Genomic DNA, 13,641 nt, shown 5'->3' with positions numbered 1-13,641 from the left:
TCAAAACATATGTGATTCATGCCCAAGAAAACCGCAGCCCGTAAAACCAAAACACCGCCGCCCGCCGCGCCCATAAGCGACAAGAAGCTGGCCGACGCGCTTTCGGAACGCTATCTGTCCTATGCGCTTTCGACCATCATGTCGCGCTCGCTTCCCGATGTGCGCGACGGGCTGAAGCCGGTGCACAGGCGGCTGATGTTCGCGATGCGCGAACTGAAGCTCGAACCCAGATTGCCGCCGAAAAAATCGGCGCGCGTTGTGGGCGATGTGATCGGCAAATTCCATCCGCACGGCGATACGGCGGTGTATGACGCGCTTGTGCGCATGGCGCAGGACTTTGCGCAGCGTTACCCGTTGATCGACGGGCAGGGCAATTTCGGCAATATCGATGGCGATAACGCCGCCGCCATGCGCTACACCGAAGCGCGTTTGACGGAAGTGGCGTGGCTTTTGCTGGAAGGGATCGACGACGACGCGATCGATTTCCGCCCCACTTATGACGGCAGCGGTATGGAACCCGCCGTGCTGCCTTCTGCCTTTCCGAACCTGCTTGCCAACGGTTCGGCCGGGATTGCGGTCGGCATGGCGACATCCATTCCCCCGCATAATGTGGCCGAGCTGTGCGATGCGTTGAAACACCTTATCCATTATCCCAATGCCGGGTTCGACAAGCTTGCGGGTTTTGTACCGGGGCCCGATTTTCCCACCGGCGGCATTCTGGTGGAATCGCGCGAAGCCGTGACGGAAGCCTATAAAACCGGGCGCGGCGCCTTCCGCGTGCGCGCGAAGTATGAAGTTGAGGATCTGAAGCAGGGCATGTGGCAGGTTGTTGTCACCGAAATTCCCTACCAGGTGCAGAAAGCGCGGCTGATCGAAAAAATCGCCGAATTGCTGAACGACAAGAAACTGCCGTTGCTTGATGACGTGCGGGACGAATCGGCCGACGACATAAGGCTTGTGCTGGTGCCGAAAAGCCGCAACGTCGATCCCAAGGTGCTGATGGAATCGCTGTACCGGCAAACCGAACTGGAAAGCCGCTTCGCACTTAACCTCAACGTGCTCGATAAGGATTGCGTGCCGCGCGTGATGAATTTGCGCGAAGTTTTGCGCGCATGGCTGGATCACCGCATGGAAGTGCTGGAGCGCCGCTCGCGCTACCGGCTCGGGCATATCGAACAGAGGCTTGAAATTCTTGCCGGCTATCTGATCGTCTATCTCGATATTGATAGGGTCATCAAAATCATCCGGCGCGAAGACGAACCCAAGCCTGCACTGATCAAGGCCTTCAAGCTTTCCGAAATGCAGGCGGAAGCGATTTTGAATATGCGGCTGCGCAGCTTGCGCAAGCTTGAGGAAATGGAAATCAGGCGCGAAGAAAAGGATTTGCAGGGCGAGCGTGCGGCGCTGAAGAAATTGTTGAAAGACGAAAAGGCCCGCTGGCAGGCTATTGAAGATGAGGTCGGTGCGCTCAAGAAAACCTTTGCCAAAACCACGCCGCTTGGCGCGCGCCGCACCGAAATTGCGGACGCGCCGCCCGAGATATTGGTGCCGGTGGAAGCCGTGATCATACGCGAAAACGTCACGGTTATTTGTTCGGCCAAGGGATGGTTGCGCGCGATGAAGGGGCATGTCGCCGAAGACAAGGCGGCGCGCGGCGCCGTGAAATACAAGGAGGGTGACGAGGAACGCTTCGTTATCAATGCCGAAACCACCGACAAGATGCTCATGCTCGCGGGTAACGGGCGTTTTTATACGCTTGGCGTCGATAAGCTACCGGGCGGCAGGGGTTTGGGCGAACCCGTGCGTCTGATGGTGGAAATGCCGCAGGAAGCCGAAATCGTGGCGCTGTTTAAATACCGGCAAGGGCAAAAACTGGTGGTTGCTTCAAGCGATGGCCGCGGTTTTATCGTTTCAATCGATGACGTGCTTGCGCAAACCAAGAACGGCAAGCAGGTGCTGAATGTCGGCGCCGGCGCGCAGGCTGCGGCATGCGCCCCTGTGGAAGGCGATCATATCGCCGCGATCGGCACCAACCGCAAACTGCTTGTGTTCCCGCTTGAGCAATTGCCGGAAATGGCGCGCGGGCGCGGCGTGATCTTGCAGAAATACAAGGATGGCGCGCTATCGGACGTGAAATGTATTACGCTGAAGGAAGGCCTTAGCTGGCAGGCGGGCGATAAGACGCGCACCGAAGCTGATTTGCGCGCATGGCTGGGCGAGCGCGCGCAAGCGGGCCGCATTGCGCCGACGGGTTTCGCGCGCAGCAACAAGTTTAGCTGATTTGCTCGGCAGGCCACTTTTTGTGAGCCAGCACCCACAACATGGTTACGTTTGCGAACGGCACGAGTATAAGCAGCGCCCAAAGCGGTTTGATGCCCATGCGCGCGAGGATAAAACCCGCCAGCCCGATTGCATAGGTCATCATCACGCCGAGCAGGGTGAAGGCGGCCCAAGGCGGCAGCGTGAAGAACCATGCGGTTGGCGCATGCAGCGTATCGAGCAGCTCGATCATGCCGCGCTCCAGTCTTTTTTGTTCGGCTTTGCCGGGCGGGGGATTTTGGGGATGCGCGGCCATGCGCGGTGACCGAGCGTACCCGCCACCAGCACAATGCCGAGGAACGGCAGCAGCAGGTTGGCGAATATCAGCAATCCCCAGGCGGGCCGTAGCCCCACGCGCCGGAATATCCGCATCAACGGCCAGAGCGAAAGCGCGCAGAACAGAAGCGCCCCGGTGACTGGATGTTGGAGAAAAGCGTTCATTGCGGTTGCGGATAAACGGGCGGAGTGATGGAGGACATATCGGAGGGCAAGTGCCCCGCATGCAATTCGGCGATGATGGCGCACAATTCGTCCTGCGTCGCTGGCAGAAAATGCGCGCCGGCGGCACGCAAAACATCGTTATCATGCGTGCCCCATTGCACGCCCACCGCAACGGTGCCGGCGCCGCGGCCCATCGCCACATCCATTTCCGTATCGCCCACCATCACGGTTTCAAACGGCTTGGCGTCAAGCTGCTGCATGACGTAGTTTAACTGATCGGGGAATGGTTTGCTTCTCAGGCCAAGCGGTTTGCGGCTTTCGTCGGCGAGGATGCAGGCGAAGTGATCCTGCATCTGTTCGCGCCGCAAAACGTGCATTAGCGGCGCATCCGGGCGGCTGGTGATGATGGCATGGCGATGCCCCGCTTCGGTGAGGCGTGCGAGCGTTTGCGGAATGCCGGGAAAAAGCCTGACCGGCGTTTCCGGCAATGCGTCAAGTGCGTGCAGGCGTTCATAAAAACCGCGCCTGATCTCGTTTTGTTGCGCATGCGTGCCGGGCCAGCCGTAATCGAACCATTGCGGGTGGCCGAAACCGCGTTTCAGCAGGGCCGGATCGGGGAATTTCAGGTTGTTCGCGGCGCAGTGCGCGCGCGCGGCGCTTTCGTAATGCGGGTAGCTATCGAGCAAGGTGCCATCGATATCCCAGACGATCAGCATGCCGCGCCGCCTTCCGCCGCCGCGAGCGCCAGCCCCTGCGCCCTGTCTTTTTCGGCGATGATTTTTTCGATCGCCGCGCGCTCGGCGGCCGAAACGCGCACACTGGCCGATTTTAGCTGCCCGCAGGCGGCCAGAATATCGCGCCCGCGCGGCGTGCGCACCGGGCTGGCATAGCCGGCGGCGTTAACGATATCGCCAAAACGCTGGATGCGCGCGTCGTCTGAACATTCGAACGGCGCACCGGGCCATGCGTTGAGGGGGATAAGGTTCACCTTGGACGGGATGCCGGCCAAAAGTTTTACGAGTGCCCGCGCATCGGCGTCGCTATCGTTCACGCCCTTCAGCATCACATATTCAAAAGTGATGCGGCGCGCATTGGTAAGGCCGGGATAGTTACGGCAGGCTTCCATCAGCTCGGCCAGCGGGTATTTGCGGTTAAGCGGGATGATTTTGTCGCGCAGCTCGTCCGTCACCGCATGCAGGCTGACCGCGAGATTGACATTCAGCTCAGCCCCGCAACGCTCGATCATCGGCACGACGCCGGATGTGGAAAGCGTGATACGTCGCTTGGATATGGCGATGCCTTCGCCATGCATCGCGATTTTGAGCGCTTTGGCGACGCTGTCGTAATTGTACAGCGGCTCGCCCATACCCATCATAACGATGTTGGAAAGCATGCGCTCGTCCTTCGTCGAAGGCCATTCCCCGAGGCAATCGCGCGCCAGCATGATCTGGCCCACAATTTCGGCCGAGGTAAGGTTGCGCACAAGCCGTTGCGTGCCGGTGTGGCAAAAACGGCAGGTCAGCGTACACCCGACCTGGCTGGAAACGCACAGCGCGCCGCGGTCCGCTTCGGGAATATGGACGGTTTCGACTTCCTGCCCGTCCGGCATGCGCAAAAGCCATTTGCGGGTGCCGTCGGTCGATTGCTGGTCTTGCGTGATGCCCGGGCGCGCGATGCTGAAATGCTCCGCCAGCGCCTTGCGGGCGGGTTTGGCCAGCGTCGTCATCTGTTCGAAATCCTGCACGCCCCAGCAATACATCCATGACCAGACCTGCTTGGCGCGGAACGGCTCAAGCCCGCGCGCGACAAGCGCATCCTTCAGCTCGTCCATCGAAAGGCCGATCAGGTTTTGCCGGCCATCCTGGGCGGCGGGCTGCGTTGGTACGGGCGTGGTATCCATGGGCGTTGTCATGCCCCGAACGGGGCCGCAAAGTCAAAGCTTTCGCATTTTGGCGGCAAATATAAAGGCTTACTGCGCGGCCACCTTGCAGGCCTTGTTCAGCGCCTTCCAGGCCGCCGTGGCGCCCTTCAGGCTATAGCTGTCGGTTATGCTGCTGCCCTTGCGGTCGCGCCCGCGTACCGTCAGGGCGCTTTTACCGTCACGCATGGCAGCGACGATGATGCGGTCGGTCGTCGCGTCGCGCCCCCATGCATGGTCCTTGTCGGTGAACATAATATAATTCTTGCCGTCGATCGTCAGGCGTACATCGCTTTGCGCAAGGTAATCGAAGCCCGCCGTAATGTGCAGAACGTTCAGGCTGTTTTCCGCCGGGCGGTGCGTGACCATAATGTACGTGTCGCCGCGCCCGCGCATGCGCGCCTGTTTTTTCGGTTCGCTCTTCATGAAGCAGACCGGCAGGCCGTTTTCCTTGTAGCTATAGACGGCCCAGTCGCCGAACCTGCCGTGCAGCATGGGCGCGCCGGGCGGCGCGGGCAGGGGTGGAAGCTGTTGCTGTTCGGCTGCTGCGGGTGCGGCCAAAGCGACCGCGAGAAGAAGCGGGAATATGAAGGCTGGGCGATTCATGGCCCTAGGGTAGCGAAGCTGCGCGTGCGGTTTCAACCGCGCTGATCGTGGCGGGCTGCTTTTCATCCACAAGTGGTTGTAAAATAGGGGCCATCGCCGTCAGCATCTGAGCTGGCAAGGCGCTTGTGAAGCTGTATTTTGCGGCGTCGGGCCCGGCCACATAGGCCGTGATGCTGCCGAACAGGCGGTCGTCGATGAAGAAAACGAGGGTGGCCGTGCGTTTAACGACGCGCGACGATATCAGCCGTCCGCCGGGCGCGAATTCATCGAAGCGATGATCGCCCGTGCCGGTTTTGCCGCCGACGGGCAGCAAATTACCCGCCGCATCCTTGAACACGCCGGAAACGCGGCGCGCGGTGCCGTTCGCAACCACATCCATCAACGCCGTGCGCACGGTGGCAACAACCTCATGCGGCAAAACCTTTTCGCCCGGTCGGTCTTTGCGGGTCATGGCGGTTTGGTAGGGCGTGCCCGGCGCGAATTCGACCGATTTCAACCGTACGGTCGGCAGCTTTACGCCGTCATTGACGATGATGCCCATCAGTTCGGCCAGCGCGCCCGGCTTGTCGGCCGAGCTGCCGATCGCGGTCGCGAGGCTCGGCACCAGCCGCCCGAACGGATAACCGAGCCGGGCCCAACGCTGCTGGATGGTATCGAAGGCATCCTGTTCGAGCAAAATGCGGATGCGGTTGTCTTGCGCCGATTTATGGCGCGTGCGGAAAAGCCAGCTATAGGTTTGCAAGCGCTGGTCGCGGCTGGCCTTCAGCATGTCGCGCCGCGCCACGCCACGGTTTTCGCGCAACCATCCGACCAGCCAAAGTTCAAGCGGGTGCACGCCCGCGATATAACCGCGGTCAGCAAGGTTATAGGCGTCGGTGCCGTAGCTGACGTAATAGCGCGCGACCTGTTCGTCGCTCAGCCGGCGGCCCGGCACGCGTTCGCGCAGAAATTCCGCCAGCGCGCTCGCGGGCTGTTCGGGATAGACCGAACGGTAAACGGTCGTCAGCGCCGTCATGCTTTTGCGGCTGCGTTTGATCAGCCGCTCGAACGACTCTTCCTCGTCCAGCTTGCTGTATTCGACGAAGTAGCGATTGAGAAAGACGCTGCCTTCCTGATCGGCGAAGCGTTCAAGATATTCCTGCCGCGCCGGGTAATCCGGGTCACCAAGTATGACCTGTTTGCGCTCCGGGCCCTGCGCGATCGTGTAATTGACGATATCGCGCATCAGCCGGATGAAGGGCAGGTTGATCGAATGGCGGAAGGCTTCCGCAAGCGGGACGATCCTGTGATCGTCCTTATGGTCGAAATTGTTGAAGCGATGCACGCCGCCGCCGGTATAGAAAGTTTCGCGCGGGTTGGCGGAATAGCTGCGCTGGATCGCGTCATCCAGCATGGCTTGAAGGTTGCGGTCCTTGTGTTCGCGCAGCCATGTGATCGTCCATTTGGTCAGCGCATCCGGCGCGTCTTCTGTCACCTCGGCCAGCGCGTCGTCGTCGAAGGCGGCAAAGCGCTTGTGCAATTCGCTGAGAATTTCGAGATAGGTGATCATGGTCCGCAGCTTTGCGGTGGAACCGAGATCGAGCTTGGCGCCTTCATTCAGATCGAGCGGCTGATCGAGATTATCGGCCTGTACGCGCACCTCGTTGCCGCCTTCGCCTTTTTCATACAGCACGATGGTCCAGTTGATTTTGGTCGGGTCACTGTTTTCACCCAGCAGGCGGAAGCCCTGCAGCCCGGCTTCCTTGAGAAAATCCGGGTCTTTCAGCTTTTGCAGGAAATCGGTCACTTTTTCCTGCACCGGCATATCGAGCGTTGTGGAAGCGCGCATGTCAAAGCGATCGAGCTCGTACAGGCTCTTGATGCCGAAAAGATTTAACAAATGCATGCGCACCGCGCTGACGGCCTTTTGTGCGACAAAGGAATAGCCGGGTACCGGCGGCGGCGCGGCAAGGAACAAAAGCTTTTCCTTCGCCGCCGCATCGCGCAGCTTGGCCGTGATCACGCCCGCCTGGGCGAGCTGCGTGAGCGTGATATCGATCAATTGCTCAAGCTCGCCGCGGTTGGTGGCCAGATAATAGGATGGCCGCCGCTGCGCAAGGATAAGCGCCAGCACATGGCGGTAGGCTTGCGCTTTGACGCGTAGCAAATCCCGGTCATCTTCATCGAAGTTCAGTTGCGCGCTGGTGTCGTGCAATTCGCGCCCGAACCATGCCCACAACCCGTCGCCCACGCCGTTGATTTCTCCCCAGCCCGCGCGGGCGGAAAGCGGCGTGGCGTTCAGATAGTCCAGCACGATTTGCCGGCGCGTGCCGGTAGTATCGGGCCCGTCCATATAGGCGCGCATGCTGGCGGAGATGATCTGCTTGATCTTTTCGCGCGCGCTTGATGTCTGGCCTTCGGGTGAAAAACGGAACTTTTCAATCTGCGTCGCAAGCGTGCTGCCGCCGCCGGTGTTGACGCTGGGCACGAACAGGCCAAGGATGTGGCCAAACCCGGCCAGCATGAAACGGTCCCATTCGATCGCCGGGTTACGCGTGGGCGACGCATCGGGGTCAAGCAGCTCGCGGTTTTCGATGAACAGAAGCGTGCCGGTCAGCACCGGCGGGATGGCGTCGAAATTATCGAAGGTGCGCGTGGGGTAGCGCATGCTGTGCAGCGCCGCGCCGTTGCGATCATAGATGGCAAGCCCGGCGGTGGTCTTGGCGCGGTAAATCGGGAAGCCGCCGAAATGCACGAAGCGCATAAATTCCTTGGAAGGCTGCGCCTGTGCATTCACTTCATAATTGCTGCCGCGCAGCGCCTTGATGAAGTAAGGCAGGTAGGTATAGCCAAGCCGCTGGTTATAGGGGCCGTAGGTTGGGAACCAGGCGGATTGCTGCGGCCCATCTTCGACCGCAACCGTCATGGATCCGGCCATTTGTGACAGGTTGCGCGCCTGCAGGCGGGAGCTGCGCATTTCTTCGCCCGCCCAGATGCAGACGGCGACGATCCCGCTGATGAACATCAGAATGACCAGCAGCCATATGGGTTTGATTGAACGCATCGCGCCTAGCCCGCCCGCGCTTGCAGAAGTTTCGCCATATGCGCCGGCAGGTCTGCCGCAGGCACGTCGCCTTGCTGCTTGGCGTCCAGATCCTTGACCGTGACAATGCCGCGCTGCTTTTCTTCGCTGCCAAGCAAAATGCAATATGGCACGCCGGTGCGGCTGGCGTATTTCATTTGTTTGTCGAGCTTGGCGGCTTCGAGATAAACTTCGGTGTTGATGCCTGCGCGCCGCAGCTGCGTGGCCAGCGCGAGGTAATCGGCACGCAGCGCGGGATCGAGGTTCGCGACAAGCACCTGCAGATTGCTGGCGCCGAGCCCGCGCCAGCCGTTGCCGCGCAAATGGTCGAACAGGCGCGTCGCGCCGATCGAGATGCCGACGCCGGGCAGGCTTGATTTCGTGTAGTGGCTGGCGAGGTTTTCATAGCGCCCGCCCGAACATACGCTGCCCAGCTGTGGCGCGTCCGCCAGAAAGGTTTCATAGACCGTGCCGGTATAGTAATCGAGCCCGCGCGCGATCGCGAGGTTGAGGCGCGCGCGTTCTTCCGGCACACCCAAGGCCACGAGAGCGGCGACGACGGCCGTCAGTTCATCGAAGCCTTCCTTGAACAGCGGGTTGTCAATTTTCTCGGCCTGCAGCGCGGCGACGATATCTTGCTTGCTGCCTTTCAGCGCGACGAGCCGCAGCATGCGCGCGGCATCCTTTTCCGCCATGCCAAGCGTGCCAAGCGCTTCGCGCACTTTGTCGGCGCCGATTTTGTCGATCTTGTCGATTTCGCGCAGCACAAGACCCTGCTTGTCCGCCGGGACATTCAGCGCCGCCGCAAGGCCGAGCAATATTTTGCGGTTGCTGAAATTGATCGTGAAATCGCCGACCTGCAGCTCTTCGAATATCTGCGCAATGATCGCGGGCATTTCGGCATCGAAGACGGGATCGAGCTTGTCTTTGCCGATCACGTCGATATCGCACTGGTAGAATTCGCGGAAGCGGCCCTTCTGCGCGCGCTCGCCGCGATAGACGCGCTGGATCTGGTAGCGGCGGAACGGGAAGGCGAGTTCGCGCTCGTGCTCCGCCACATAGCGCGCCAGCGGCACCGTCAGATCGAAACGCAGCGCGAGATCGATATCGTGCCCCTGTTCGCGCGCGCCCGAAGATTGCACGAAGTAAACCTGCTTTTCGGTTTCGCCGCCCGATTTGGTGAGCAGCACATCCTTGATCTCGAACGCCGGTGTTTCAACGGGCACGAACCCGAAACGTTCATAGCCGCGCCTGATGGTATCGAGCATGTGCTGGAACGCCATCTGCTCGCGCGGCAGCAGTTCCATTGTTCCGGCGGGGGTGCGTGGGGCGGTGATCGACATCGATGAGCAGCGTTCGGGCAAGAAAATATGAAGGAATGACAGACGTTTTAGCGGTTTATGAAGCAGAAAGCTATGAGTCGCTGCAGATTTTTACCCGCTTGCCTTTCCGTATAACCTATTGAATATAATTGTATTTTTTAAAACCTGTGGTCACCCGGTAACCCTGCCGCCGCTTGGCTTTATGCGATGTTTGCTGTCCATCGCAGCCGCCCGTATGGGGGGACAGGCAGGGCAGGCAGGGATTTTCGTGTCCGAATCGGTAATATGTTGGAAAATAACAAAATTTCCCGGTTTTTGTGACATTGAATTAACTGCGAATTAGCCTTTTCAGGCGATTATGGTTAACTCGGACCCACACATGCCCGGCCAGCCAGTCTGTGCCGGCGAGAGCACGAGCCTGCTATGAGCGAAGCCAGCCTGCGCGATCTCAATTTCTCGGACCTGTATGTCAGGCTCGATCAGAAGGAAGTTGCGCTCTATTTGCCGCGCAAGGCCGGGCGCACGCACGCCAACCTTGAGGTGCCGCCCGAATATGCGGCCGTGACGGAACGCCTCGCGGCCGAACTGAACAAGCGGCAGGACAGCGACGGTTCGATGGATTTCGAAGGGCTGCGCTTTCGCCTTTCCAAACAACATATGGCGGATGGCACGCACTGGGCCTGTATCCGCCGCATCAATACCGATATTCCCGAACTCGAGAAGCTTGGGTTGATGCCCACGCTGCTCAACCACATGCGTCAGCTTGGGCAGCGCGACGGGCTGGTCGTTGTTTCCGGCGCTACCGGGCAGGGCAAGACCACGACTGCGACCGCGCTGCTGGTCGATTTTCTGCGCCACTATGGCGGCACGGCGGTGACGATCGAGGATCCGACCGAATACATCATCAAGGGCCGTCACGGCGACAGCGGTTTCTGCTTTCAGGTCGAAGTGGGTTCCGATGAAGAGTGGGCCTCCGCGCTGAAACGCTCTTTGCGCTGGGCGCCGCGTTACATATTCGTGGGCGAAATCCGCACACCCAAGGCGGCCGAACAATTGCTGCGTGCCGCATCGACCGGGCATCTTGTCGTTACGACCGTGCATGCCGGTGCGCCCGAAGAGGCTTTGATGGGCATTATCCACCTTGCCGAACAGGCGATGGGCCCGGGGGTCGAAAACATTTTGTCTTCGAGCCTCACGGCCGTGATCTACCAGACCATGCGGGAAATGGGGCCCTATATCCGCTATCTGTTCACCGAAGAAAACGCGCCCGGTGATCCCGTGCGCTCGCTGATCCGTGAACGCAAAATCGGCATGATTTCGACCTACATCGACAAAATATCGGCCAAGCTTAACACGCAAGGCACGTTCGGCGCCGCCGCGCCGGGCATGCCCGTGGCGGCGGCTACGGGGAAACGGTAGGCCATGCAAACGCCCGGGCAACATGATTGGCAGCAGGACGGGCGGGAAAGCACGCGCTTGCGCGATCTGGCCTTCATGGATTTGTATCTGCGCATCGATAAGCCGGGGGAAGCCCGCTACCGTTCGCAGGCGCGCGACGAATCCAACGCATGGTCGCGGCCCTTGCCAACGGCCTATATGGCTGAAGCGGCACAAATCGCGGAAAAGGTCCGTGCCGATTTTACAACGCCCGACAGCGCGTTCGAATATGACGGCGTGCGCTTCCGCCTTTCCTACCAAAAGCTGGCCACGGGCGCCGAATGGGTGATTTTACGCCGCATCAACTCCAAGGTGCCGAAGCTGGAAGATCTGAACTACGCGCCGCAGATCATTAACATGCTGCGCTCGCTCGGGCGCCGCGACGGGCTTGTGCTGATCTCGGGCTCAACCGGCCACGGCAAAACGACAACCTCTTTCGCGCTGCTCAAGGATTATCTCGAACGCAACGGCGGCGTCGCGATCTCGATCGAAGACCCGGTCGAATACATGCTCGATGGCCCGGTGGGCGAAAACGGCTACTGCTATCAGGTGCAGGTCGAGGATAACGAAGATTGGGTCACGCCGCTCAAGCGCGCCTTGCGCTGGACGCCGCGCTATATGCTGGTTGGCGAAGTGCGCAGCCCGCGCGCGGCGGAACAGATTTTGCGCGCCGCCACCACGGGCCATCTTGTCATCACCACCATCCATGCCGGTTCGATAGAAGAAAGTTTGATGGGGCTCGTGCATCTTGCCGAACAAAGTATCGGCCATTCCGCCAACTTCATGCTGGCGCAGGGCCTGACGGCGGTTCTGCACCAGACGCTCGGCACCAATTGCCCGTTTCTGCGCTATATCACCACGGAAGACGGCCATAACGGCGACCCGGTGCGCGCCCTGATCCGCGAAGGCCGCATCGGCATGATCAACACCTATGTGGACAAGCTGATTGCCCGCATGAACATTCTTGCCGGCCCCGGCCCCACCAACACTTCCATCACCGGGCTCGATCTCGGCAAGCGCTAGGCGGACAAACACGGACTTCCCTGCGGCGGCCGTTATGGTTATGGTGTTCCCCGCATCAGGAGGCGCTTCATGGCTTCGACTTTCTCGCATTTTGGTATCATCGGCGCGGGCGCATGGGGCACGGCGCTCGGGCTCTCGCTCATACGCGCCGGGCGGCAGGCGACGATCTGGGCGCGGGAACCCGATATTATCGCCGCCATCAACAAGCAGCATCGCAACCCGGTATTTTTGCCCAAAATCCCGCTCGATCCCGGCCTTCACGCCAGCGGCGATTTTGATGATTTCAAGAAATGCGATGCGCTGGTGCTGGCGGTTCCGGCGCAGCATATGCGTGTCGTGTGCGCTGACCTGAAGAAAAAAATCAAACCGAAAATTCCGCTTATCATCTGTGCCAAGGGCATCGAGCAGAAAACGCTTTGTTTAATGAGCGAAGTCGTGACCAAAACGCTGCCCAAGCATCCCATCGCCGTGCTTTCCGGGCCGACCTTTGCGGCCGAAGTAGCCAAGAACATGCCCACGGCCGTGACGCTGGCCTGCAAGGATAAAAAGCTCGGCCCCGCGCTGGCCAAGGCTATCGGCAGCCGCACGCTGCGCCCCTATGTTTCAAGCGATGTTATTGGTGTGCAGATCGGCGGTGCGGTTAAGAACGTGCTGGCGATCGCCAGCGGGGTTGTTGAAGGCCACAAGCTGGGCGATAACGGCCGCGCCGCCATCATCACGCGCGGCCTTGCCGAACTGGCGCGGCTTGGCGTCGCGTGCGGCGGGCGCGCCGAAACCTTTATGGGGCTTTCCGGGCTCGGTGACCTTGTGCTGACATGCGCGGGGCAGCAATCCCGCAACATGACGCTGGGCTTCGCGCTGGGGCAGGGCAGGAAGCTGAAGGATATTCTGGGCGCGCGCCGCTCGGTGGCCGAAGGTGTCTATACCGCCGCCGCCGCCGTGAAGCTTGCGAAGAAGCACAAGGTTGATGTGCCGATTATCGCTGCGGTCGATGCCATTTTGAACCGCGATGCCGATGTGGACGATACCATCGTCGCGCTGCTGGCACGGCCGATCAAGCAGGAAACGCGCTAGATGGCCTATTGGCTGATGAAATCGGAACCGCATGTCTATCCGTGGGCCGAGCTGGCGCGTGACGGCAAGGGCGGCTGGGACGGTGTGCGCAACCATCAGGCGGCTAACAATATGCGCGCGATGACGCCGGGCGATCAGGCTTTCTTCTACCATTCCAACGAAGGGAAGGAGATTGTGGGCATTATGAAGATCGTCCGTGCCGCCTATCCCGACAAAAGCGACAAGGCAGGCAAGTTCGTGATGGTGGATGTGGTGCCCGTGCGGGCGTTGAAGAAACCGGTCACGCTGGCGCAGATCAAGGCCGACAAGGCGCTGAAGGATATGGCGCTGGTACGGCAGGGCAGGCTTTCGGTTTCGCCCGTAACGGCCGCGCAGTGGAAGCGCGTTCTGGCGCTGGGTGAGCAAAAAGGCTAGACTTAAAAAACACAACTGGAGGCTCG

12 protein-coding genes are annotated in these 13,641 nt (G+C 60.3%); 5 read left to right on the top strand and 7 right to left on the bottom strand.

What is annotated here, in order from left to right; translation table 11 throughout:
- The first annotated feature begins 18 nt into the window (after positions 1 to 18).
- Positions 19 to 2,280, top strand: coding sequence for a DNA topoisomerase IV subunit A (gene parC, locus GC131_05575; GenBank protein MBI1273533.1), 2,262 nt, complete (start codon positions 19 to 21; stop codon positions 2,278 to 2,280).
- Here the strand turns inward: parC and GC131_05570 are convergent.
- From GC131_05570 to GC131_05540, 7 genes are read right to left on the bottom strand one after another with little or no spacing between them, the layout of a single operon-like run.
- Positions 2,273 to 2,491 carry a hypothetical protein gene (locus tag GC131_05570; protein ID MBI1273532.1) on the bottom strand — a complete coding sequence of 73 codons (219 nt, stop codon included), beginning with the start codon at positions 2,489 to 2,491 and terminating at the stop codon, positions 2,273 to 2,275. The two genes, parC and GC131_05570, sit on opposite strands and share 8 nt — an antisense overlap.
- A gap of 17 nt (positions 2,492 to 2,508) precedes the next feature.
- Positions 2,509 to 2,760 (bottom strand): hypothetical protein, encoded by a 252-nt coding sequence (locus GC131_05565; GenBank protein MBI1273531.1) that lies wholly within the window; start codon positions 2,758 to 2,760, stop codon positions 2,509 to 2,511.
- Positions 2,757 to 3,476 carry an HAD-IA family hydrolase gene (locus GC131_05560; protein ID MBI1273530.1) on the bottom strand — a complete coding sequence of 240 codons (720 nt, stop codon included), beginning with the start codon at positions 3,474 to 3,476 and terminating at the stop codon, positions 2,757 to 2,759. The genes GC131_05565 and GC131_05560 overlap by 4 nt, the downstream gene beginning before the upstream one ends.
- The gene (gene rlmN / locus GC131_05555; GenBank protein ID MBI1273529.1) at positions 3,470 to 4,672 is read right to left on the bottom strand and encodes a 23S rRNA (adenine(2503)-C(2))-methyltransferase RlmN; all 1,203 of its coding nucleotides are present in this window, start codon (positions 4,670 to 4,672) and stop codon (positions 3,470 to 3,472) included. Before rlmN ends, GC131_05560 begins: the two co-directional genes overlap by 7 nt.
- 57 nt (positions 4,673 to 4,729) lie before the next feature.
- On the bottom strand, positions 4,730 to 5,284 hold the full coding sequence (locus GC131_05550; protein ID MBI1273528.1) for a hypothetical protein: 555 nt from the start codon (positions 5,282 to 5,284) through the stop codon (positions 4,730 to 4,732).
- Positions 5,285 to 5,288: 4 nt separating this feature from the next.
- Complete coding sequence (locus GC131_05545) at positions 5,289 to 8,327, bottom strand: glycosyl transferase family 51 (protein ID MBI1273527.1); 3,039 nt, start codon at positions 8,325 to 8,327, stop codon at positions 5,289 to 5,291.
- Between the two features lie 5 nt (positions 8,328 to 8,332).
- Complete coding sequence (locus GC131_05540; GenBank protein ID MBI1273526.1) at positions 8,333 to 9,688, bottom strand: histidine--tRNA ligase; 1,356 nt, start codon at positions 9,686 to 9,688, stop codon at positions 8,333 to 8,335.
- Between the two features lie 402 nt (positions 9,689 to 10,090).
- Here GC131_05540 and GC131_05535 point away from each other — a divergent pair, with 402 nt between their 5' ends.
- The 4 genes from GC131_05535 to GC131_05520 all read left to right on the top strand — a co-directional run bounded on the left by GC131_05535 (position 10,091) and on the right by GC131_05520 (position 13,615).
- A complete protein-coding gene (locus GC131_05535; protein ID MBI1273525.1) occupies positions 10,091 to 11,086 on the top strand; it encodes a hypothetical protein in 996 nt (331 codons plus the stop codon).
- A 3-nt stretch (positions 11,087 to 11,089) separates the two neighbouring features.
- Positions 11,090 to 12,127, top strand: a complete 1,038-nt coding sequence (locus GC131_05530) for a hypothetical protein (GenBank protein MBI1273524.1) — start codon at positions 11,090 to 11,092, stop codon at positions 12,125 to 12,127.
- 69 nt (positions 12,128 to 12,196) lie between these two features.
- Positions 12,197 to 13,201: an NAD(P)H-dependent glycerol-3-phosphate dehydrogenase gene (locus tag GC131_05525; protein MBI1273523.1), complete on the top strand. Its 1,005-nt coding sequence runs from the start codon at positions 12,197 to 12,199 to the stop codon at positions 13,199 to 13,201.
- A complete protein-coding gene (locus GC131_05520) occupies positions 13,202 to 13,615 on the top strand; it encodes an EVE domain-containing protein (GenBank protein MBI1273522.1) in 414 nt (137 codons plus the stop codon).
- Positions 13,616 to 13,641 lie beyond the last annotated feature (26 nt).

It is taken from the genome of Alphaproteobacteria bacterium (assembly GCA_016124955.1).
Lineage (GTDB): Bacteria > Pseudomonadota > Alphaproteobacteria > UBA9219 > RFNS01 > RI-461.
The sequence above is the reverse complement of the archived record's forward strand: the minus strand, read 5'-3'. Positions and strand labels throughout refer to the sequence as shown.